Source organism: Corynebacterium sp. KPL1818, assembly GCF_000478135.1.
GTDB classification, from domain to species: domain Bacteria; phylum Actinomycetota; class Actinomycetes; order Mycobacteriales; family Mycobacteriaceae; genus Corynebacterium; species Corynebacterium accolens.
Genome location: NZ_KI515759.1, coordinates 312,339 through 333,513, shown reverse-complemented (window position 1 = coordinate 333,513; position 21,175 = coordinate 312,339). Strand labels below are relative to the sequence as shown.

Below are 21,175 nucleotides of genomic sequence, written 5' to 3'. Positions count from 1 at the left end.
TGGGAGGTATGACTAGGTTGGAAATTGGTGACGTGTTGGAAGACCGTTACCGCATCGATCGCCCCATCGCCCGCGGCGGTATGTCTACCGTCTATCGCTGCGTGGATATGCGCTTGGGCCGCCAAGTGGCCGCAAAGGTCATGGATGAGCGCTATGACGATGACCCGATTTTTATCAAGCGCTTTTCCCGCGAGGCCCGCGCGATGGCGCGGTTGCAGCACCCCAACCTCGTGGCCATTCATGATTTTTCCGCTGACGGCGAGCCCATTTACCTCATCATGGAGCTCATCGATGGCGGCACCTTGCGCGAGCTGCTTGCCGAAGGCGGCCCCCTTACCGTCCCTGCCGCTTTATCGACGCTGCGCAGCGTGCTCCAGGGCTTGACCGAGGTGCACTCCACGGGGCTTATCCACCGCGATATTAAGCCCGATAACGTGCTCATTACCTCTCATCACCGGGTGAAATTGGGCGATTTCGGCTTGGTACGTGCGACGAATGCGCAAGCCACCTCAAATATGATCGTCGGCACCGTCTCGTACTTGGCACCGGAACAGGTCACCGGCGAGGATATAACCCCCGCTACCGACGTGTATTCGGCCGGCATCGTGCTCTTTGAGCTCCTGACCGGAACCGTGCCATTTTCCGGGGATACTCCGATCGCGCACGCCACCGCGCGCCTCTACGATGATGTTCCCGCCCCATCCACGCGCGCTGAGGGCGTGCCCAAGCTTGTCGATGCCCTCGTGGCCACCGCCACCGCCCGCGATCCCCGCGAGCGCTTTGCCGATGCCGGGGAGTTTTTGGATGCCATCGAGGATATTTGCCGGGAATTGGATCTTCCCACGGTGACCATCCCGGTTCCCCGCAATGCGGCCGCCGCGCGCACCGCACAAACGCCGACGGATTATTCCGGCATCGGCGCTACGGATGTATTTGAGCCCACGCGGACCATCCCGCAAGGCGCTACCGAGCATTTAGACGGCGGGCCCACCGAGGTCATTCCCCCTGAGCCCGAGCCGGATCCGCCGCAGCCAGACTTTGAAACGCGCCTCGATGTCCCCCAAGCGCCCGTCGACGATTCCCCCGAGCCGCCGCTGGCACCTGCTCCAGCACCGTCCCCGGCCCCGGCTCCTGTCCCCGACCCAGCACCCGCTGCGGGCGTGGGAGCAGCAGCGCAGTCTGCTGCGCAGCCGCCGGCACAGGCGGCAGAAGAAGAACCCGCCGAGCGGCCCCTGACCAATCGCCATCCCGCCTCACTGCTGGTTTTTCTCCTCGCAGTGGCGGTGGCAACCGGCGCGGTCGCTATCAGCGGGTGGTGGTTTGGTTCCTCCTATTACGAAGGAACCCCGTCCCTCTGGGTCTAGGTGGCGCCCTAGTTCCGCAGCATCTCCGCGATGAGGAACGAGAGCTCGAGGGACTGCTGCGTATTCAGGCGCGGATCCACGGCGGATTCATAGCGGCCCGGCAGGTCCAGATCGGTGATGTCCTCGGCTCCACCCAAGCATTCCGTCACGTCTTCCCCAGTGAACTCGAGGTGCACGCCGCCCGGGTGGGTGCCCAAATCGCGGTGTACCTCGAAGAAGCCTTGCACCTCGTCGACGATCTTGTCGAAGTGGCGGGTCTTGTACCCGTTGGACGAGGTAAAGGTATTGCCGTGCATGGGGTCGGACTGCCAGACCACGGTGTGCCCAGAATCTTCGACGGCCTTGATGATGGGGGGCAAGACGCTGCGAACCTTGTCGTGACCCATGCGGGAGATGATGGTCAAGCGGCCGGGCTCGCGGTTGGGATCTAGCTTTTCGGCGTATTCCACGGCCTGCTCAGGCGTGGCGCCAGGCCCGAGCTTGATGCCCACCGGGTTGCCGATCATCGCGGCGAAATTAACGTGGAAGTCATCCAGCCCACGGGTGCGCTCACCAATCCACACCTGGTGTGCGGAGAGGTCATAGAGCTTGGTATCGCCATTATCGTCTTGGCCCAAGCGCAGCATGGAACGCTCATAATCCTTGAGCAGCGCCTCGTGCGAGCAGTAAATATCCGCCGAGTGCAGGGTGGAATCCTGCACGCCGCACGCATTCATGAACTTCAAGCCATTTTCAATTTCGCGGGCCAAGTCCTGGTAGCGGGCACCCGCGCGCGATTTGCGGACGAACTCGCGGTTCCATTCATGCAGGCGGTAGAGATCCGCGGTGCCGGAGGAGGTCAGCGAGCGCACCAAGTTCATGGCGGCAGAAGAGTTAGCGTAAGCACGGATCATGCGGGCAGGATCGTGGCGGCGATCCTCATCGGTGGGGTCCACGCCATTGACGATGTCCCCGCGGTAATTTAATAGGCCATTCGCATCCGTATCCGAGGAACGCGGCTTGGCATACTGCCCAGCAATGCGCCCCAGCTTCACCACTGGAACAGACGCGCCATAGGTCAAAACGACGGCCATCTGCAGCAGGGTCTTAACGTTGCCGCGAATATGCGGTTCGGTATTTGATTCAAAGGTCTCGGCGCAATCGCCGCCTTGCAGGAGGAAGGCGTTGCCTAGTGCGACATCGGCAAGCTGCCGCTTCAGCTTCTCAATCTCGGGGGCAACCACGATGGGCGGTACCGACTCAAGAATCTTGCGCACGTTATCGGCTTGGGTGGGATCCCAACTGGGCTGCTGCTTTGCGTCACGCTTGATGACGTCCTGGAAGACCTCCTCGATACCCTCAGGCAAGGGCGGAAGATCAGGCAGAACACTTTGGGGAATATCTACTGTCCAACTCACTCTTCCATTTAACCATTTAATGCCTGTCGCTTGGTAGTTAACTGCTAGAAATTGATTCTATTACCCTTGGACAAGGGCAAGACCTCGGTGCAGGCGCGGAATTTGGCGAGGTTATGGCGGGCATCGACAAGCGCATCATGATTACCCTTAGGCACGGCCGGCAAGCTAGGACGCCCGGCGAACTCCCACAGCTGCTTTAGCTCGCGGGTATAGCGCGGCAGGCGCTTGGGCAAGCTCGCCATATCGCCCCACAGCTGCGCCAATACCACATGGTCATACGCGCCGACCCACGCCCACAATTCAATGGGCGTAGAGCTGCGCGTTAAAAACTCCAGGATTTCCGTGCGGATGGTGCTCGCCGGCTTCCATGCGGAATCCTGGGGACTGGGTAGTTTGGCCAAGACGTTTTCCTTGACCCAAGAGTTGGCCTTGGACGGGTCAAAGTCCGTGGATACGGCATAATATTCACTTCCGTTCTCACCGACGATGCCGATGGAGACCAATTCAATGGTCTTGCCATCCTCGATAAATTCGGTGTCATAGAAGTAACGCACGTTGTACAAGCCTAGCGCTGCGGCGACGGGCGCGGGAAATTGGCCCCACGATCGCGCCGCTGTAAAATTTTGCAGGTGAGCCGAACCGATAATAAATCCCTGTGGACCACCGCCCTTCCCCTAATCCTGTCAGCGCTTGCCGCCCTGTGGTGGATTATCGATATTCCTGCCTTATTCGCCGGTGATTTTCGCGCCTTTTACCACATTGACCTCGATGTGTACCGCGAAGGCGGGGCCGGATTCGGCAGCGACCTTTATAATCGCGACTATTTCGTAGGCACCGACCGCAACGTGTCTCTCCCTTTTACCTACCCACCGTTTGCGGCCCTGCTCTTCGCCCCGCTCCAGTGGATCCCCCTCACCGCTGCCGCCGTGGTGATCACGGTCCTCTCCGTGCTCGCCTTGTGGGTCTGCATTGCGCTGGTATTGCGCACCCTCAATTGCCAACAATGGGCGGCCTGGGGGCTTTTTGCCGCCATGCTGGCCGAGCCAATTACGCAGACCTTTAGCTTTGGCCAGATCAATATCCTGCTCACCGCACTCGTGGTCATTGATTTGCTGTGGGTGAAAAAGGCCCGCGGCATCCTGACCGGCATCGCCATTGCCATCAAGCTCACCCCGGCGGTCTTTTTGGCTGTCTTCTTCGTCCGCCGCGAGTGGAAGGCCTTCTTTACCACGCTAGGCTCCTTCGTGGCTGCCGGCCTTATCGCCTTTGCCGCCAATCCGCACAGCTCGATTGAGTATTGGACCTCTACCCTGCGCGATTCCGAGCGCATCGGCGGCCTAGCCTATAGCGCCAACCAATCCTTGCGCGGGCTATTTACCCGCTTAAGCCCCAATAACGCAGAAACCTTGTGGCTCGTTGGCGTCATCGTCGTCATCGCGATCGTCTGGTTTGCCATGGAGCGCCTTTCTCACGGTAACCAGGTTGTGCTCATGCTGCTGGCGGCCTCCGTATCGCTGCTGTGCTCCCCCGTATCGTGGTCGCACCACTTTACCTGGCTGGTATTAGCGGGCATCTACCTAGTGGCCAGCCGCCGCTGGGTCCTCGCCGCGCTCACCTGGCTGGCGCTTTTCGCCCGCGGCCACTGGCAGGTTCCGCATACCGAGGACCAGGAGTTGGATTGGACGTGGTGGCAGCACATCGTTGGCAATGACTACGTCATCATCACCGTGTTGTTGGTTGTTTGTTCGCTACCATTGGCTCTACGGCGGGGCGGCGTCGATCGATCCGCGGCGGAACCAGCGTCCAGCCAAGGATAGGAACCTTTCCCAGCGCCCACAGCGCCAGGGAGGAAATGGCCGTAAAGATAAAGCACATGGCGATCCAGAACCACGTGTTTTCCAGCGGCCACGACCCAGCCAAAGAGACGACATAGTCATGATGCGCCATGTAGTACCCATAGCCCACGGTCAGGCCGATGGGGTGCGAGAGATAAATCGGCAGCGTGTGCCGGCCGACGAACTTCACGCCTTCTGCAATCCACGGAATGTGGCTAATGAGCACGGCCCCAACGATTCCCGCGGGCACCTCTAGCACCTGTTCCGCGAAGCGCACTAATAGGTTGATATCTCCCCACTCCAAAAAGTCCGCGCCCAAAAGGGGCCAGTTAAAAGCAATGTCTGCTTCGTTGCCGTCCCACGCGTGGCGCAATGCCAGGCCAACACAGTACGTGCCGATGGCGGCGGCATATGCCCCAACGCTGCGCACGGTCCACGAGCCGTGGAATACCTCTTCTGCCGCGGCGGCAAAACGGGTAATCGGCTCCCGCAGGTAGGCTGCACCGACGAAGATGGGCAGGAACATGATGGCCTTGCTAATAAACTGAAACTGTTCCTGCCATGCAATAAAAATAACGGGGGTAAAGCTCAGCCCGATGCCCGCCCACGCAGGCAATTTGCGCACGCACCACAGAAATAAGTTGAACAAAATGAGGGCATGGATAAACCACGCCATGGTATGGCCGAGCAAGAGGTTATAGACCATGTCGGTCATGCCCCAAGAAGAGTCACCAAAAACCCACTGGTACTCCAGCTGTTTGGTCAAGTGCTCCACGGACATCCACACCAGATAAGGGATGAGGAAGAACCAGAGGCGGCGGGTGAATAACTCCGCGAAATTGTAACGAAAGACTTTATAAGAGAAGTAGCCGGAGACCAGAAAGAACAGGGGAAGGCGCAGGGGATCAAGAAAGGTATTGAGAGTTGCAAGCCACGTTTGTTCGGCTCCTGGCACCTTCAGCGTGATGTGTAGGAGCACCACGCCGATGATAGAAATTCCTTTTGCGGTATCCGGCCACGCTAAGCGGGCCTGAGGAATTGTAATTACCTCCCTTTAATCTCCGCACCGGCGGGGTACCCGTGGCCGGCCTTTAATGATTCCTTCACATCAGCCGCATAGACATCCACATAGGGATTGCCGGAGAGCTCGGCTAAGGTCTTCATAACCATATCCGTAAAAGCACGGATGGTCTCGTGCTCCTGTGGGTCCATGCCGTGTTCGCGCGCCCAATCGTGCGGGTAGATGGGGTCTCCCACGCGCACTCCCACCTTGGCGGGGCGGACAATCCACGAACCGATCGGGTTGGCCTTGCGGGAATTGATCATGGCGATGGGATAAACCGGCTGATTGGTCTCCATCGCGATGCGCCCCATTCCGGTACGACCCTTGTACACACGCCCATCTGGGGAACGTGTGCCCTCTGGGTAGATGCCAAAGAGATCATCGCGCCCCACAATCTTCCGCGCGGTTTCGAGCATGGCTTGGCTGGCTGATTCATGATCGCGCTCAATGGGGACCTGCCCGACGGAGCTAAAGAACCACTTCTGCATGCCGCCCACGAGCCCGGGGGTGGTGAAGTACTCGGCCTTGGCCAAGAACGTAATTTGGCGCGGGCACAGCAAGGGGAAGAAGAAGGAATCCATCACCGCTTGGTGGTTGGATGCCAAAATCGCGGGGCCCTCAGCAGGGATTTTTTCCATTCCTTCTGACCAAGGGCGGTTCCATACACGCAGGGTGGGACCGAAAAAGATATGCTTAAACGCCCAGTACCACTTGTTTTTCATCTCCAGCTCGTCCTTCGCTCGTTCTAGTGGCCGCGGCGGGCCAAGTCAGCTACGCCAATCATACCTGCTGCCGAGCCCAATTCCGCGGTTGCAACGCGAGCAAGGGGGCGATGCCCAGCGCCGACGATATCCCGGCCCATGGCAGCGGTGGCTTCCTCCAAGTACATATCCGCGTCTTGGGACACCCCGCCGCCGATCACGATGAGCTCCGGATCGAGCACATCGGCCACGATGGATAGGCCTTGGCCCAACCACTGACCGAAGTTCTCCATTACAGCAATGCCGAGTGGGTCTCCCCCACGGGCCGCGCGTGCGACCTGCTCACCGGTGGGATATGGCGGCAAGGTGGTCTCATAGTCTGGCCGCAGCTCTCGCGCGGTATCCGGCAGCGCCGTGCCAGAGGCGTAGCGCTCTAAGCACCCTCGCTTGCCGCACGAGCACTGCCTGCCATTCGGCACCACGACGATATGGCCAAATTCCGGGGCCGTTCCAAACGCGCCGCGGTAGATGGTGTCATGGGTCATTAAGGTCGCACCGATGCCGGTGCCAACGGCAAAAAATACCCAATCCTTCGCGCCGCGCCCAGCGCCAAAGCGCCATTCTCCCCAAGCAGCGGAGTTGGCATCGTGCTCCAGCCGGACATGCAGCCCCAAGCGTTCCGCGAGGTTTCTCCGGACGGGCGCATTCCGCCACGGCAGGTGCGGGGCGAAGCGGACGGTTTCGCACTCTAGGTCCAAAAATCCCGCCACGGCAAGGCCCACCGCGCCCACCGGGTAGTCCGCGCGCAGCTCTTCGACGATCGCTACCAGATCATCGTCAAGCTGGCGCGGATCCCCCGACGTTGGCATGGTGCGACTCGCAAGGATTTCCCCGTCTCGAGTGATTACTCCACCGCGCACATTGGTGCCACCGACATCGAAGCCGATAGTGAGATCGGCGGAGTTGTTTTCAAGCATGGCTATCAGAATATACCGACAACCGGGCCAGGGTCACATCAAGCCATAAGCTTTCTCAGCCGCTGCCCCATGATCTCCCAGCTCCAGTGCTTTTCAACGTGCCTGCGCCCCGCCTGCCCCATACGATCACGCATTTCTGGCGAGCGCAAAAGCGCCTTTAAGGCCTCCACGAGCTCGTCGACAGACGCGCCCTTGACGACGATCCCCGTCTCCTCCGTAATGGTCTCCGGTGCTCCCCCAGAATCACCGGCAACGACCGGCAACCCGCAGGCTTGTGCTTCCAGATAGACGATGCCCAGGCCTTCCACGTCCAAGCCGCCGCCCCGGGTGCGGGCCGGCATGGCAAAAATATCCGCGGCATGAAGCGCGGTTTCGATGCTGGGGGCCGGCTGAATCACCGCATCGGGGCAGTACATCTCTGCCAATTCTTGCAGTACGTCGTGGTAGCGCCCACGACCAATCAACATTAGCTGCGCATCGGGGAATTCTTCCCTGACATGCGGCATCGCCCGCAATAATTGGTCTTGCCCCTTGCGCGGTACCAACCTGGAAATACAGACGATGGTCGGCCCACTTACCCCAAACTCCGCCTTTGCCGCAGCGCGCTGGGCAGGGGTTGCGGGAGAAAGCGAATCTAGGCTGACCCCGGAAGGCAGGTGCGCCCACTCGGGGTGCGGGCCAAACGCTCCACGCAGGCGCCGTTGAGTGTAGTCCGAAATATAGGTAATGACATCGGCGTTATTGCCAATCAACCGCAGGCACTGCCGGGCCAGCGGAACCATGGACCAGCCCACCTCGTGGCCATGCGTCGTTGCCACCACGCGGCGCGCCCCCGCCTGCCGCGCAGCCTTTCCCATCAGCGCCAGCGGTGCCGCCGCACCAAACCACACAACCTCAATAGCCTCTTGCCGGATAATCTCCTGCATGCGACGCATGGTTGCCGGCGTGGGCAGCATCACGCGATGTGGCCACCGGATGACCTTGTAGGCAACCGAGGCGTCATAGTCCTCCGGCCGCTCTTGGGTCGAAGCGAATACTACGACATCATCTGGGTTGAGCGCATCTAGGTAGTCCCGCAGGTAGGACTGGATTCCTCCGACTTTGGGAGGAAAGTCATTCGTTACCAGCAGTATGCGGGCCACTTAGAACCGTGCAGTCCCCGAAATAGGCATCGAGTTCAGCGGCACGACCTGAACCGGCACGCCATAGGTCGAGGCATGTACTACCTGGCCGTTGCCAATGTACATTCCGACGTGGGTAACTCCCGGGTAGTAGCCCACGATATCGCCAGGCTGCAGCTGGTCAACCGGCACGGACGTGCCACCAGCGATTTGCGCCTGCGAGGTACGCGGAATGGTCTTACCAATCTGCTGGTAGGCCCAATACATCAGGCCAGAGCAGTCGAACTGGTTCGGGCCGGCAGAGCCCCAACCATAGGGCGAGCCCAGCTTGGACAGAGCCGCAGAGCTAGCACCATCGGCGATCTCGCCCAAGTCGATGTCCAGCTTATCCGTGCCGCCGAATTGTCCCTCCCAGGCTTCACGCTGCTCATCGCTCAGCGCATCCACCTGCGCCTCGATATCGGCCTGCTGCTCTTCCAGCGCATCCTTTTGCTTTACCAGCTCATCGCGCTGCTTTTCGAGGTCCTTCTTTTCCTTTCGGACCTTTTTCGCAGCCTCAGCCGCTTCCTGCTGAATCGCTTCGGCCGTCGAGGCGGCATCAGCCTTGGCATCGAGGGTGCGCTGCGCCTTACGCGAGAGTGCGCCCAAGTAACCCATGCGCTCTACGGCGTCAGCGGGGTCTTCTGCTGCCAAAGCGCCCGAGACGGCGGAACGGGAGTCTCCCCGGTAGCGAGACTGTGCCAGATCGTCCACCCGGCCCTGCTGCGTGAAGACATCGCCCTGCGCGTCGCGCACGCGCTCTTGTGCCTGATCGGCGTCCTCTTCTGCTTGAGCGACCTCTTCTTCCTTGGCCGCGAGCTTATCTTCTAGCTCTTTGACTTCCTCGTTCTTAGCAGAGACCTTGCGGGCGACCTCACCGACGCGATCCACCAGATCGTCAACATTTTCAGTGGCAGATTCCTGGTTTGGTTCCGCCTCTTGCGCGATAACTTGCGGCAGGCCAGAAAGAGAAGTAACAGCGAGAACTGCAGTTAGTGCAGCGGCTGGGAGCACACGTTTAGACACGAGAAGACCTTCAACTCAAAATTTTCAAAAATCGAATTTACTATAGCGGGTTTTGGCCGCTGTTGCACAACAAAACCCTCCCCTTTTTTACAAAGGGAAGGGCATGTCATTTCACTGCCGATTAGAAACGCACGGCGTTGTGGATCGGCATGTAGTTCAAGTCGCGCTCCTGCACAGGGGTGCCGGAGTTGAGCGCGTCAATGATGGTGCCGTTGCCGGTGTAGATACCGACGTGGGAAGCGCCACCGTAGTAGGAAATGATGTCACCAGGCTGCAGTTGGTCCAAGGAAACCGGGGTACCGCCAGCGGCCTGAGCCTGGGAGGTGCGCGGAATCTGAACGCCAGCCTGGGAGTATGCCCAGCTGGTCAGGCCGGAGCAGTCGAATGCGCTCGGGCCGGCAGCGCCGTAAACGTACGGCGAGCCAAGGACGGAGCGTGCAGCTTCCAGAGCCTTCTGGCCAACGGTGGACGGTGCCGGAGCAGCCTGCTGCTCAGCAGCGGCAACGAAGTTGTCGCCACCCTGGTTGGAAACCTGACCCAAGGACGGGACGTACTTGTCAATGTTCGGTACCTGGTCAATGTTCGGAACGTTTTCCAGACCGGCAACCTCGAAACGGTAGTCGGTATTAGGAACAACGACCTCAGCAGCCTGAGCGACGCCTGGGGCGGCGACAGCTGCGGTTGCAGCGATAGCTGCAGTAGATGCGATACGACGGGTATTTACAGTGCCCTGACGACGGTGCTTTGCCACGAGAAAAACTCCAAATCTTCCTACGCGTCTACTTTCCCTTGTAGAAAAGCTCTGACCCTGGGGCCTAGTGTTCATTGGAGGGCCGTTCCTTTAGGCCTTCCTCCACTCGGCCCCTCACTAGGAGGAGCCAGATGCGACGCTATAAATTTTCATTTCGTATTGAGCACCTTTTCGGGCGGTAACTCAATGTCTCGAATAGGTTACGAAATCATCACAATCAATGTCCATTCACTGCCCCGGATCTAGCTTTGTTACACGTTCGTTATCTTATTTTGACCAAGCCGAGACAAACCCGGCATATCGAAGATTCAATAAAGCTATTACTGATTTTTAAGGGCCCTACACTGGGACAATAGCCAAGGCTTACCCCGCCTCCGGCAGTTAGCTCTTCCACGAACGAGGGCTTCAACAAGGTCAAAAATTATTATTTGTGACTTTCAACACACACTATGCGTAACAATCACTTTCGTACCATCAGCCTCGTCCTTTAACGCCTTCCGATCGCGTAAAACCGGCCGCCCTATCCAGCGTTATCCCTCCGAATTCTACTGAGCCCGCGAGCCAATTGCGCGCTGACCCCAAGGGGCCACCCCGTGGCTTGTTGCCAAGCACTGGGGCCGGTTCGGTAACGCCGCTTCCACTACCCACCGGGCGAGTAAGGATTGGTCCAGCCCAGTCCCCCGCTTGTACGGCGTCAGTCCCCATAAAAAGGCCTTGGTCCGCCTAGTCTCTGCAGCGGCCGGCAATGCTTGCTTAAAGGCCTAGCCCGAACGAAAACCTCACTGCTGTATCTAAGGGCGGAGAATAACGCCTATATCTCGCGCCTCGAGGAACGCTCTCGTTGTTGGATTGGGTGATTCCCAATCCAAATGTCTGTACAAAGCACAGCGCCCTGAATTTAACCCAGGCGAAATGGCGAAGCCGATACAAACGTGGATCCTGCGACTGCTCTTGGAGACGATACACTCGAAGAGTTTTAGCATTAGTGGAAAGCTGCGACGACGGCCCCAGATGAGGCTCACGCTTCTAGTGGTGATGACTACAGCAGAAAAGCTGCAATTAAGAACTGTGCTAACTGTGTCCAAGAAAGTGAAGCAAAGGGAAAAGAACATATTAGGGCTGGAGGGTGTGCAATAGCTATTCCGAAGCCCTGTAGACCACGCTTAAAGACAAATACCGACTATGGGGCTCGCTCAAAGGCCCATACGCGGAAATCATCCATCCCAGGTTCAGTGGCAAAAGCATGCTCCTAGGACGGCTACCCTACTGCTAACTAACAGGGCTGGCGCTATTCCCTACCGCTAGACAAGGCGTTTCCGCGTGAGCCGGCGTTTGTCGGTACTTCCATTCCTGTATACAGAGGGCGACGAGCTTCTTACTGCCTCGGTAGACCGCTGGCGTGTGCGAGGCGCTCTGCTAAGACTTAGGCAATTATTCGATTTTCGCCTAAAAGAGACGGTCCCAGGTTGCCTGTATTATGTGCCGACTCCTCACTCAATAGCCCAGCAAAAGTAACCCGGGACTCCTTAAGAAAGCAACGGTCCCAAAACTGAAACGAGCCCGCTTACCACCAGGTATTGGTGGCTTAGCGGGCTCGTTTAGTGAGCGTGTATCGAGCTAACCCAAGGAAAGGTTAGATGCGACCGTTTTCCTCGTCATCACGGCGGTTGGCCTCGTTGAGGCGGCGGAACATCTCCGCTTCCTCTTCGTGGTTCTCCTCGTGAATCTCGTGAACGCGGCGCATGAGTTCCAGATCGTCCGGGCTGAAGGTGCCCTGAATCTCGGAGTCAGCGTAACCGAGGTGGTTAAGTTGCTTCGGCACCTGAGCGCCTGCGTACTCAAGCGGTACTGCGTGGCCGTGCTCATCAACCGGGCCGAGCGGCTGGTGAACCTCAATGAAGGCACCGTTAGGCAGCTGCTTGATGACACCGGTAGCGATACCGTGCTCGAGCACCTCGCGGTCAGAGCGCTGGAGACCAACGCAAATGCGGTAGGTCATGAAGTAAGCAATCGGCGGCAGGACAATCAGGCCGATGCGTCCGACCCAGGTCATCGCATTCAACGAAATCTGGAAGAAGTGCGCAACGTGGTCGTTACCACCGGAGAGAGTAACTAGGAGGAAGAACACGATTGCTGCGGCACCGATCGCGGAACGCGTAGGAACGTCACGTGGACGCTGCAGAAGGTTGTGGTGCGCATCGTCACCAGTGAACTTCTTCTCCAGGAACGGGTAGGTGATAAGCAGTACAACCATCAGGCCACACAACAGCGCAACCCAGAAGGCGGAAGGAATCGTGTAGTTACCCAGGTACAGCTCCCAAGCGGGCATGACACGCGCCACACCGTCAGTCCAGAGCATGTAGATATCGGGCTGGGAACCCGCAGACACCTGTGACGGGTTGTACGGACCAAGCAGCCAGATGGCGTTGATGGTCAGCACACCGGACATCAAAGCCAGCACGCCAGCGACCATCATGCCCATACCAATCGCCTTGGTGGCGAAGACCGGCATAATACGGACGCCAACCACGTTGTTCTCTGCGCGACCCGGTCCAGGGAACTGGGTGTGCTTCTGGAACCACACCATGATCAGGTGGGCCGCGATGAGGCCCAGGATGATGCCAGGGATGACCAGAACGTGCAGGATGTAGAAGCGGTCCAGCATCAAGTCGGACGGGAAGTCGCCGTTGAAGATGGCCCAGTGCAGCCAGGTACCAATGATCGGCAGACCCAGGATGATGGCGGACATAATGCGCAGACCAACACCGGAAAGCAGGTCGTCCGGCAGGGAGTAACCGAGGAAGCCCTCGATCATGCCCAACAGGATAAGGGTGCAACCAATAATCCAGTTAGCTTCGCGGGGACGACGGAATGCACCGGTGAAGAAGATGCGCAGCATATGCGCAACCATCGACATCATGAACAGCAGTGCTGCCCAGTGGTGCATCTGGCGAACGAAGAGGCCACCACGGACCTCGAAGGAAATATCGAGTGCGGTTGCATAGGCGCGCGACATCTCAACGCCGTTCAGCGGTGCGTAGGTGCCGTCGTAGATGACCTTCGTAATGGAAGGGTCAAAGAATAGCGCCAGGTATGTACCGGTTAGTAGAAGAATGATGAAGCTGTACAGCGCCATCTCACCGAGCATGAAGGACCAGTGGGTCGGAAAGACCTTGTTCAGCTGCGTCCTTAGCACGCCGGCGGCGCTGTAGCGCTCGTCCATGTTGTTGCCCATTTGGGCGAGTTTATTGCTCATTATGACTTACGCTCCCAGAATGCCGGACCGACAGGCTCAATGAAGTTGCCTTCTGCAACAAGGTAGCCCTCATCGTCCACCGTGATGGGCAGCTGTGGCAGAGCACGGGCGGCCGGGCCGAAGACCGGCTTACCGTAGTGCAATGCGTCGAACTGCGACTGGTGGCAGGGGCACAGGATTCGGTTGGTCTGTGCCTCGTACAACGACGTTGGGCAACCAATGTGAGTACAAATCTTGGAGTAGGCGTAGTAATCGCCGTGGTGGAAGTTTTCCTGACCCTCACGTTCGATCGCCTTCTGCGCATCGGAGTGGCGCAGACGAATCAACATCACAGCGTTGCGGTTGCCGTGGATGGAGTGCATGTGGTGCTCGTATACGTCGCGCTTAGCGTCGTACTGGTCACCGTCGTTGACGTCTTCTTCCGCGAGCGGGAAGACGGTTTCCATACCGCCGGCAGCCAAGTCCTCGGGGCGAACGCGCACCAAGCGGGTAACGCCTTCGGTGGTGTAGTGTTCGCCGGACTCGCCGGAGTGCTTCTCAGCGATGGTGCCGGTGTCACGAGCGAGGTAAAGCTTTACGCCCTTCTCGTGCATCGTCCAGCCGGAGGTCCACAGCGTGCCGTCACCGGCGTAGTTCACCTCGTGGCGAACCTTCCATGGATTGCGGATTGCGCCGCCAAGCGGGGCGATAACCGTCAAGCCGAAGAGAACGCCTGCACCACCAAGCAGACCTTGGATGGTCTTGCGGCGGCCGAGAGTGGAAGTCTTCCAAGAATCGTTCAAGAGAGCGGTAAGAGTACGGCGGTCAACTTCTTCGGAAGGACCATCGTGGCGACGCTGCACGGAGATTTCTTCCGGCAGGATCTTCTTCACGTACTGAACGATGGCAAAGCCGAGTCCGAAGATGGACAATGCAGCGGTAATACCAAGCAGCGGGGTGTAGAGAGTGTGCCAGACGAGGCCGTCCTCCCCTAGCTGCTTGTACTGCCAAGGCCAGAAGAGGTAGACGCCCAAGAAAGCCAATCCGCCGATAACGGAGAGCGCCAGCCAAATGGCGACATTGCGACCCGCACGCTTTTCCGCGGGGTCACCTTCAACCGGGAAACGCTCCTTGCGGAACGCTACGGTGACATCATCGAGCTCGGTACCAAGTGCAGCAAGTTCATCATTGCTCATCTTATCGAGCTCTGCGTCAGTGTAATTCTTTTTCACATTGCTCATGAGCGCGATCCAATCCACATAGCAGCGGCGCACAGGGCGCTGATACCAATAATCCACATTGCCAGGCCTTCAGCCACTGGGCCGAGACCGCCAAGGTCCCAACCGGCAGGAGACGGAGTCTCTTCTGCAGACTTCAAGTAGGCGATAATATCCTTCTTTTCATCTGCAGTCAGCTGACGGTCAGAGAACTTTGGCATGTTCTGCGGACCGGTCAACATTGCCTGGTAGATTTCCTGCTCATTAGCAGGTGCCAGCTCCGGAGCGTACTTACCGGAGGACAGCGCGCCACCCTGACCGGTGAAGTTGTGGCAGGATGCGCAGTTCATGCGGAAAAGCTCAGAGCCCTTGGCAACGTCTTCGGCCTGAATCTGGCCGTTGTAGTTGGCGCCGCGAAGGGATTCTTGGGCGATGCTTCCATCGTCGTTGTAGACAATGTCTGCGCCGCCACCGTTAGCAGCGACATAAGCGGCCAGCGCCAAGGTCTGCTGCTCGGTGTAACGAGGAGCCTTGCGCTCTGCCTGAGCGTCGTTGGACATCATCGGCATGCGACCGGAGTGAACCTGGAAGTACACAGAGCCGGCGCCGATACCTACGAGAGAGGGGCCACGGCCTTCGATGCCCTGCAGATTGGCACCGTGGCAAGTGATACAAGCGGTGTCGTAGATGTCCTTACCCTCTTGCACGAGGGCTTGATCATCTTTTTCCGCCGTAGCGACCTGAGCGTCAGGCGTCAAGGCAGAGGCCAAGACGCCAGCGCCGGTCAGACCGATGGCCAAAGCAAAGCCACCTGCAAGGGTGCGCTTCGCCTTGCGGCGACGGCGGGTCTTCTTAGCCGAGGCAGTGGTCTGCTCCACTGCCGCGGACTGCGAATTGTTATCCATCATTTTCCTTTAGATAACTCGAACACGGGAGGACTGTTTTGGGGAGAGGGTCGCCGACACTACTGAATCAAGTAGATAACGGTGAACACACCGATCCACACAACGTCAACGAAGTGCCAGTAGTAGGACACTGCCATCGCGGCGGTAGCCTGTGCCGGCGTGAATTTAGACTTAGCGATACGCGCCAGAATGATTGCAAAGGAAATCAAACCGGCGGTTACGTGCGCAGCGTGGAAGCCGGTGATGATGTAGAACACCGAACCAAAGACGCTGGACTGTACCGTCACGCCTGCGTGAATCAACTCAGCCCACTCAAACGCCATGATGCCCAGGAAGACAACACCCAATACCAGCGTGATGGTGTACCAGAGTCGAAGCTTGTAAACGTCACCCCTTTCTGCGGCAAACACGCCGAACTGCGAGGTCACGGAGGAAGAAATCAACACTGCAGTAATGAGAAAGCCCATTGGCAGGTTGATATGGGCAGTGTGCTCTGCCCAATCGCCTTCCTGGCCGTTCGCTCGCGAGGTGAACCACATCGCGAACAGTCCGGCAAAGAACATCAATTCCTGAGACAGGAACACGATGGTGCCCACGCTGACCATATTGGGTCGGTTCAGCGAGGCAACACGTGGTGCTGTCATACCTTGGTTAGAAACTACGCTCGTCACAGTGGTAATTATGGCCGTTCTGGATCCTAAAGTCACTTCAATTCCCCCCGCTTTCTCTATTCGGATTTCACCAAATTGCCAGCTACCAATAAGGAAACGAACGAGATCCGTCAACAATAAATACCTGGGAACTTTTTGTATTTTTATCCGACGAGACATCAACGCAGGTGACACACTTAAACTCCGGCTATAGCCGCAATTCCTACGACTCGACCTAGCCGATGCACGATGATCTACCCTTCGCCCGCAACCGGTTTCGGCAAGTTTCTTAGAGAGATAAATCACACGGTGGTTTCCGGGGAAAATGACCCATTTGCAACTTTCGGTTGACCCCCGCAGAAATAGCCGTTTACGTGCTGGGATGCACTTTTGCTGCCCACTTAAAACCTGGGCGCAACCCCTCTCCCCCTCCTCAAAAAAATTTAGAAACCGCGGGAACTTTACCCGTCGATTTCCGACGCGGATCGCCAAAGCCCTCCCCACCGAGGAATGGTGAGGAGGGCTGAGAAGTTTAGGCAGTGGCTGCGACTAGATAATTTCTAGTGCTTTTCCTTAGGCAGACCGTATTGCAAGGACAGGCCGGTGCAGGCAGCAATCAAGCACACGGCACCCAAGGCGATGAGCCAGTAGTACAGGAAGATGACGCCCAGGCCCAAGAAGCCGATGGCACCGGCCATGGCCAGCGGCCAGATGGAGCTTGGGGAGAAGAAGCCCAAGATACCAGCAGAGTCTTCGGTCTCTGCTTCTTCCCAGTCTTCCGGCAGAACGTCGCTGCGGTTATCGGTGAAGTGCAGGTAGCCGCCCAGCATGAGGCAGAGCACGACGGAGAGGAACATGCCCACGATGCCAACCCACTCGGCACCGTAGAGGTAACCATCATCCTTCACGAGGGTGACGCCAAAGATATAAACAATCAGCGAGACGAAAAGGTAGGTCGCGATTGAGTAAAAGACTTTCGATGTAGCACGCATTGTGTAATGTCCTTATCTCTTATGCCGCGGTCTTAACGTAGTTGTCACCATCGGCGGTGTCGCGCTCGCCGGAGAACGGGTGGGTGGTAACTGCGTACGGATCCTGGCCGATTTCCTTCAGCGCCTCGGCGTTGGTGGCGTTCGGGTTCTTCTCGCGGAAGTCCATGTAGGCATTGAAGTCCTCTGGGGACACAACGCGAATCTCGAAGTTCATCATGGAGTGGTAGGTACCGCACATCTCAGCACAGCGGCCAACAAAGGCGCCTTGCTTATCAATCGATTCGATCTGGAAGCTGCGCTCCTGGGCGTTGGCTTCAGGGTGTGCGTACACGTCGCGCTTGAACAAGAACTCCGGTACCCAGAACGCGTGAGAAACGTCAGCGGAAGCCAGACGGAACTCGATGGCGGTATCGGAAGGAAGCACCAGAACCGGAACCTCTTCGGTGGAGCCTACGGTCTCAATCTTGTTGTAGTTGAGGTAGGAAAGGTCACCCTTGGACTTACCGTGAATTGGGTTGGGGTTGTCCACACCCTCAGGGTCATGGGCGGTCTTTTCCGCTTCGGCCTGACGCGCTTCGTCCGCACCGTTGTAGTTTTCACCGTTGACGCGGTTTTCGGCGTAGCCGAACTTCCAGTTCCACTGGAATGCCGTGACGTCAACGGTAACCTTTGGATCCTTATCCAATGCGGTGACCTTCTGCTGGGTCTGCACCGTGAAGAAGAACAAGGTCATGATGATCAGGATTGGAACGATGGTCAGCACCATCTCCAATGGCACGTTGTACTGCGTTTGGCGCGGGAATTCACCCTTGCCATCGCGCTTGGCCTTCTTCGCGCTCCAGCGGAAGATTGCAGTAAGGAAGAGGCCCCACATGACGAAGCCGACAATCCAAGCTGCTACCCAGACCCAGATCCAGAAGTTGTACATTGCCTCAGCCTCAGGGGTCACACCCTTTGGCCAACCGAATCCCAGGAGGTTCTCTACAGCAGTTGGCGCCTGAACGTCACAACCAGCCAGGGCGAGACCGCCTAGGGCAAGTGCGCCAGCTACGCCCGCCTTACGGGCGAAGGTGCGCTTATTACGCTGTCCCACGTGTGTTCTGCCTTTCTGTCCACACAAACTTCTCGAATACTCACAGAGCACCCTTACCCAATCAGAATAATGGATAAATGCTTGGTTCCCAGCCTTTTTGAAGCTTAAAAGGAGACCCAGGGCGCTCAATTTATATCCACATTCCAGTAGGTTACCGCCCCACCTGCACAATGTTCCAACCGTACCCCCAGTCACCGCCTTCACCATGTGCCTTAACTCACAAAGAACAATTCCGGCCATCATCCGAAAGTTCGCACCCTTACGGGGAAGCTGAATTTAAGCTTTTCCGCAGCTTCTTCCAAGCCGTGGCGCTTTCTGGTTTCTACCCCATGCACCGTAAAGTAGGACACCGAGCACTAGTCGCTTAATTAAAAGGAGCTATCTTTACATGTGCGGACTTCTTGGCATGCTCGCGGCCACCGGTGACGTGGACAAATATGTCGACGCGCTGGAGCGGTCGCTTCCTTGCATGCACCACCGCGGACCGGACGCAGCCGGTACTTGGCATGATGGCGACGCCGCCTTCGGCTTTAACCGCCTGTCCATTATCGACCTGGAACATTCCCACCAGCCCCTGCGCTGGGGCCCTGAGGACGAACCAGAGCGGTATGCCCTTACCTTTAACGGCGAGATCTACAACTACGTTGAGCTCCGCGAAGAACTCAAGGCCTTGGGCTATACCTTCTACACGGAAGGCGATGGCGAACCCATTGCGGTGGGCTACCACCACTGGGGCAAGGATGTCGTCGAGCACCTCCGCGGCATGTTTGGCATCGTCATTTGGGACACCAAGACTCAAACCATGTTTGCCGCGCGCGACCAGTTTGGCATCAAGCCGCTTTACTATGCCACCACGGACGCCGGCACGGTCTTTGCCTCCGAGATGAAGTGCATCTTGGACATGGCCGAGGACATTGGTCTAGAACTCAACCTTGACCGCCGCGCCATCGAGCACTACGTGGACCTGCAATACGTGCCGGAACCGGAATCTTTGCACGCCAATATTCGCCGGGTGGAATCCGGCTGCACGGTGACCTTGAAGCCGGGCGAAAAGGTCGTATCCGAGCGCTACTTCAAGCCGCGTTTCCCGGTCCAGCAGGTTCCAGAAGGCGAAGAACAAAAGCTCTTTGCCCGGATTGCAGAAGCGCTGGAGGATTCCGTCGCTAAGCACATGCGTGCCGATGTCACCGTTGGTTCCTTCCTGTCTGGCGGCATCGACTCCACCGCCATCGCTACCCTGGCCAAGCGCCACAACCCGGATCTGCTGACGTTTACCACTGGTTTCGAGCGCGAAGGCTATTCCGAGGTGGACGTGGCCGCGGAATCGGCGGCCGCCATCGGCGTGGAGCACATCGTCAAGATCGTCTCGCCGGAAGAATACGCCGAGTCGATTCCTAAAATCATGTGGTACCTGGATAACCCGGTGGCCGATCCTTCCCTCGTGCCGCTGTACTTCGTGGCCCAAGAAGCCCGCAAGCACGTCAAGGTGGTCCTGTCCGGTGAGGGTGCCGATGAGCTCTTCGGCGGCTACACCATCTATAAGGAGCCGCTGTCGCTCGCCCCATTTGAGAAGATCCCTTCTCCCCTGCGCCAAGGACTAGGCAAGCTCTCCCGCATACTCCCGGATGGCATGAAGGGCAAGTCACTGCTTAACCGCGGCTCCATGACCATGGAGGAGCGCTACTACGGCAATGCGCGGTCCTTTAACTTTGAGCAGATGCAGCGCGTAATCCCATGGGCCAAGCGCGAATGGGATCACCGCGAGGTCACCGCGCCCATCTATGCGCAGTCTGAAGATTTTGACCCAGTAGCCCGCATGCAGCACCTTGACCTGTTTACCTGGATGCGCGGTGACATTTTGGTCAAGGCCGATAAGATCAACATGGCCAACTCCTTGGAGCTTCGCGTGCCATTCCTGGATAAGGAAGTATTCAAGGTCGCAGAATCCATCCCGCACGATCTAAAGATTTCCCACGGCACCACCAAGTATGCACTGCGCAAGGCCATGGAACAGATCGTTCCCGCGCACGTGCTCAACCGCAAGAAGCTGGGCTTTCCGGTTCCCATGCGCCACTGGCTGGCCGGCGATGAGCTCTACGGCTGGGCACAAGACACCATCAAGGATTCCCAGACCGAGGACATCTTCAATAAGAAGGAAGTCCTGGAGATGCTCAAGGAGCACCGCGATGGCGTCTCCGATCACTCCCGCCGCCTATGGACCGTGCTTTCCTTTATGATCTGGCACGGCATCTTTGTGGAAAAGCGCATCGACCCGCAGATCGAGCAGCGCGACTACCCGGTCAAGCTTTAAGCCGAACTGGGCAAAGTTCCACGCTGAGCTTTAAAGACATAAAAAGAGGGTGAGCGCCCCGAAGCGCTCACCCTCTTTCTTTATCCTTCTGTTTAGTTGAAGGAATCGCCACACGCGCAGGAGCCGGTAGCGTTCGGGTTATCGATGGTAAATCCCTGAGACTCGATGGTGTCAGCAAAGTCGATCTTGGCGCCGGTAAGGTATGGCACGGACATCTTGTCCACGACGAGCTTGATGCCACCCACCTCGTCGACCTTGTCGCCATCAAGGCTGCGGTCATCGAAGTAGAGCTGGTAGCGCAGGCCAGCGCAGCCGCCGGGCTGTACTGCGATGCGCAGGGAGAGATCGTCGCGGCCTTCCTGATCAAGCAGGCCCTTTGCCTTTGCGGCTGCGGCCTCGGTCAGAATGACGCCGGTTTCGGAAACTGGAGCGGTCATCACTTCTCCTCAAATGTGTCTTGGTTGCGTAGCCACTACCCTACCCGCATCTACAAGGAGG

At 57.9% G+C, this 21,175-nt stretch carries 18 protein-coding genes; 3 read left to right on the top strand and 15 right to left on the bottom strand.

Annotated features, from left to right (window positions below; genetic code table 11):
* Positions 1 to 8 precede the first annotated feature (8 nt).
* Complete coding sequence (locus HMPREF1261_RS07300; RefSeq protein ID WP_005278389.1) at positions 9 to 1,364, top strand: protein kinase; 1,356 nt, start codon at positions 9 to 11, stop codon at positions 1,362 to 1,364.
* 8 nt (positions 1,365 to 1,372) lie between these two features.
* Here HMPREF1261_RS07300 and HMPREF1261_RS07295 read toward each other — a convergent pair whose 3' ends face one another.
* Together HMPREF1261_RS07295 and HMPREF1261_RS07290 are read right to left on the bottom strand one after the other, a co-directional pair.
* Positions 1,373 to 2,761, bottom strand: a complete 1,389-nt coding sequence (locus HMPREF1261_RS07295; RefSeq protein ID WP_005283913.1) for a class II 3-deoxy-7-phosphoheptulonate synthase — start codon at positions 2,759 to 2,761, stop codon at positions 1,373 to 1,375.
* A 44-nt stretch (positions 2,762 to 2,805) separates the two neighbouring features.
* Positions 2,806 to 3,315 carry a polyadenylate-specific 3'-exoribonuclease AS gene (locus tag HMPREF1261_RS07290; protein WP_023028997.1) on the bottom strand — a complete coding sequence of 170 codons (510 nt, stop codon included), beginning with the start codon at positions 3,313 to 3,315 and terminating at the stop codon, positions 2,806 to 2,808.
* 75 nt (positions 3,316 to 3,390) lie between these two features.
* Here HMPREF1261_RS07290 and HMPREF1261_RS07285 point away from each other — a divergent pair, with 75 nt between their 5' ends.
* Entirely contained in the window at positions 3,391 to 4,578 is a 1,188-nt protein-coding gene (locus HMPREF1261_RS07285; protein ID WP_023030479.1) for a glycosyltransferase 87 family protein, read from the top strand.
* On the opposite strand, the gene HMPREF1261_RS07280 is transcribed toward HMPREF1261_RS07285, so the two are convergent.
* From HMPREF1261_RS07280 to HMPREF1261_RS07220, 12 genes are all read right to left on the bottom strand, one after another.
* A complete protein-coding gene (locus tag HMPREF1261_RS07280) occupies positions 4,484 to 5,578 on the bottom strand; it encodes an acyltransferase family protein (RefSeq protein ID WP_023030478.1) in 1,095 nt (364 codons plus the stop codon). The two genes, HMPREF1261_RS07285 and HMPREF1261_RS07280, sit on opposite strands and share 95 nt — an antisense overlap.
* Before the next feature lie 62 nt (positions 5,579 to 5,640).
* The gene (locus HMPREF1261_RS07275; RefSeq protein ID WP_023030477.1) at positions 5,641 to 6,381 is read right to left on the bottom strand and encodes a 1-acyl-sn-glycerol-3-phosphate acyltransferase; all 741 of its coding nucleotides are present in this window, start codon (positions 6,379 to 6,381) and stop codon (positions 5,641 to 5,643) included.
* 23 nt (positions 6,382 to 6,404) lie between these two features.
* Entirely contained in the window at positions 6,405 to 7,337 is a 933-nt protein-coding gene (locus HMPREF1261_RS07270) for an ROK family protein (protein ID WP_023030476.1), read from the bottom strand.
* 38 nt (positions 7,338 to 7,375) lie between these two features.
* Entirely contained in the window at positions 7,376 to 8,479 is a 1,104-nt protein-coding gene (locus HMPREF1261_RS07265) for a glycosyltransferase family 4 protein (protein WP_023030475.1), read from the bottom strand.
* Positions 8,480 to 9,523 carry a C40 family peptidase gene (locus HMPREF1261_RS07260; protein ID WP_023030474.1) on the bottom strand — a complete coding sequence of 348 codons (1,044 nt, stop codon included), beginning with the start codon at positions 9,521 to 9,523 and terminating at the stop codon, positions 8,480 to 8,482.
* Positions 9,524 to 9,644: 121 nt separating this feature from the next.
* Complete coding sequence (locus HMPREF1261_RS07255; RefSeq protein ID WP_005278362.1) at positions 9,645 to 10,274, bottom strand: C40 family peptidase; 630 nt, start codon at positions 10,272 to 10,274, stop codon at positions 9,645 to 9,647.
* A gap of 1,633 nt (positions 10,275 to 11,907) precedes the next feature.
* Complete coding sequence (locus HMPREF1261_RS07245; protein ID WP_023030473.1) at positions 11,908 to 13,530, bottom strand: cytochrome bc complex cytochrome b subunit; 1,623 nt, start codon at positions 13,528 to 13,530, stop codon at positions 11,908 to 11,910.
* Complete coding sequence (locus HMPREF1261_RS07240) at positions 13,530 to 14,750, bottom strand: ubiquinol-cytochrome c reductase iron-sulfur subunit (protein ID WP_023030472.1); 1,221 nt, start codon at positions 14,748 to 14,750, stop codon at positions 13,530 to 13,532. The genes HMPREF1261_RS07245 and HMPREF1261_RS07240 overlap by 1 nt, the downstream gene beginning before the upstream one ends.
* Positions 14,747 to 15,634, bottom strand: a complete 888-nt coding sequence (locus tag HMPREF1261_RS07235) for a c-type cytochrome (RefSeq protein ID WP_005283937.1) — start codon at positions 15,632 to 15,634, stop codon at positions 14,747 to 14,749. Before HMPREF1261_RS07235 ends, HMPREF1261_RS07240 begins: the two co-directional genes overlap by 4 nt.
* A gap of 56 nt (positions 15,635 to 15,690) precedes the next feature.
* A complete protein-coding gene (locus tag HMPREF1261_RS07230) occupies positions 15,691 to 16,275 on the bottom strand; it encodes a heme-copper oxidase subunit III (RefSeq protein ID WP_197719670.1) in 585 nt (194 codons plus the stop codon).
* Positions 16,276 to 16,841: 566 nt separating this feature from the next.
* Positions 16,842 to 17,273 (bottom strand): cytochrome c oxidase subunit 4, encoded by a 432-nt coding sequence (locus HMPREF1261_RS07225; RefSeq protein ID WP_005278348.1) that lies wholly within the window; start codon positions 17,271 to 17,273, stop codon positions 16,842 to 16,844.
* 19 nt (positions 17,274 to 17,292) lie between these two features.
* The gene (locus HMPREF1261_RS07220) at positions 17,293 to 18,366 is read right to left on the bottom strand and encodes a cytochrome c oxidase subunit II (protein WP_005278347.1); all 1,074 of its coding nucleotides are present in this window, start codon (positions 18,364 to 18,366) and stop codon (positions 17,293 to 17,295) included.
* 388 nt (positions 18,367 to 18,754) lie between these two features.
* On the opposite strand from HMPREF1261_RS07220, the gene asnB reads away from it, so the two are divergent.
* Complete coding sequence (gene asnB / locus HMPREF1261_RS07215) at positions 18,755 to 20,677, top strand: asparagine synthase (glutamine-hydrolyzing) (protein WP_023030471.1); 1,923 nt, start codon at positions 18,755 to 18,757, stop codon at positions 20,675 to 20,677.
* Between the two features lie 92 nt (positions 20,678 to 20,769).
* Here asnB and HMPREF1261_RS07210 read toward each other — a convergent pair whose 3' ends face one another.
* A complete protein-coding gene (locus HMPREF1261_RS07210; protein WP_005283948.1) occupies positions 20,770 to 21,114 on the bottom strand; it encodes an iron-sulfur cluster assembly accessory protein in 345 nt (114 codons plus the stop codon).
* Positions 21,115 to 21,175 lie beyond the last annotated feature (61 nt).

Bases quoted from the DNA above. Each gene is read 5' to 3' on its own strand.
- HMPREF1261_RS07270 (WP_023030476.1), bottom strand. From the start codon at position 7,337: ATGCTTGAAAACAACTCCGCCGATCTCACTATCGGCTTCGATGTCGGT.
- HMPREF1261_RS07230 (WP_197719670.1), bottom strand. From the start codon at position 16,275: ATGACAGCACCACGTGTTGCCTCGCTGAACCGACCCAATATGGTCAGC.
- HMPREF1261_RS07225 (WP_005278348.1), bottom strand. From the start codon at position 17,273: ATGCGTGCTACATCGAAAGTCTTTTACTCAATCGCGACCTACCTTTTC.
- HMPREF1261_RS07210 (WP_005283948.1), bottom strand. From the start codon at position 21,114: ATGACCGCTCCAGTTTCCGAAACCGGCGTCATTCTGACCGAGGCCGCA.
- HMPREF1261_RS07235 (WP_005283937.1), bottom strand. From the start codon at position 15,634: ATGATGGATAACAATTCGCAGTCCGCGGCAGTGGAGCAGACCACTGCC.
- HMPREF1261_RS07245 (WP_023030473.1), bottom strand. From the start codon at position 13,530: ATGAGCAATAAACTCGCCCAAATGGGCAACAACATGGACGAGCGCTAC.
- HMPREF1261_RS07300 (WP_005278389.1), top strand. From the start codon at position 9: ATGACTAGGTTGGAAATTGGTGACGTGTTGGAAGACCGTTACCGCATC.
- HMPREF1261_RS07240 (WP_023030472.1), bottom strand. From the start codon at position 14,750: ATGAGCAATGTGAAAAAGAATTACACTGACGCAGAGCTCGATAAGATG.
- asnB (WP_023030471.1), top strand. From the start codon at position 18,755: ATGTGCGGACTTCTTGGCATGCTCGCGGCCACCGGTGACGTGGACAAA.
- HMPREF1261_RS07275 (WP_023030477.1), bottom strand. From the start codon at position 6,381: ATGAAAAACAAGTGGTACTGGGCGTTTAAGCATATCTTTTTCGGTCCC.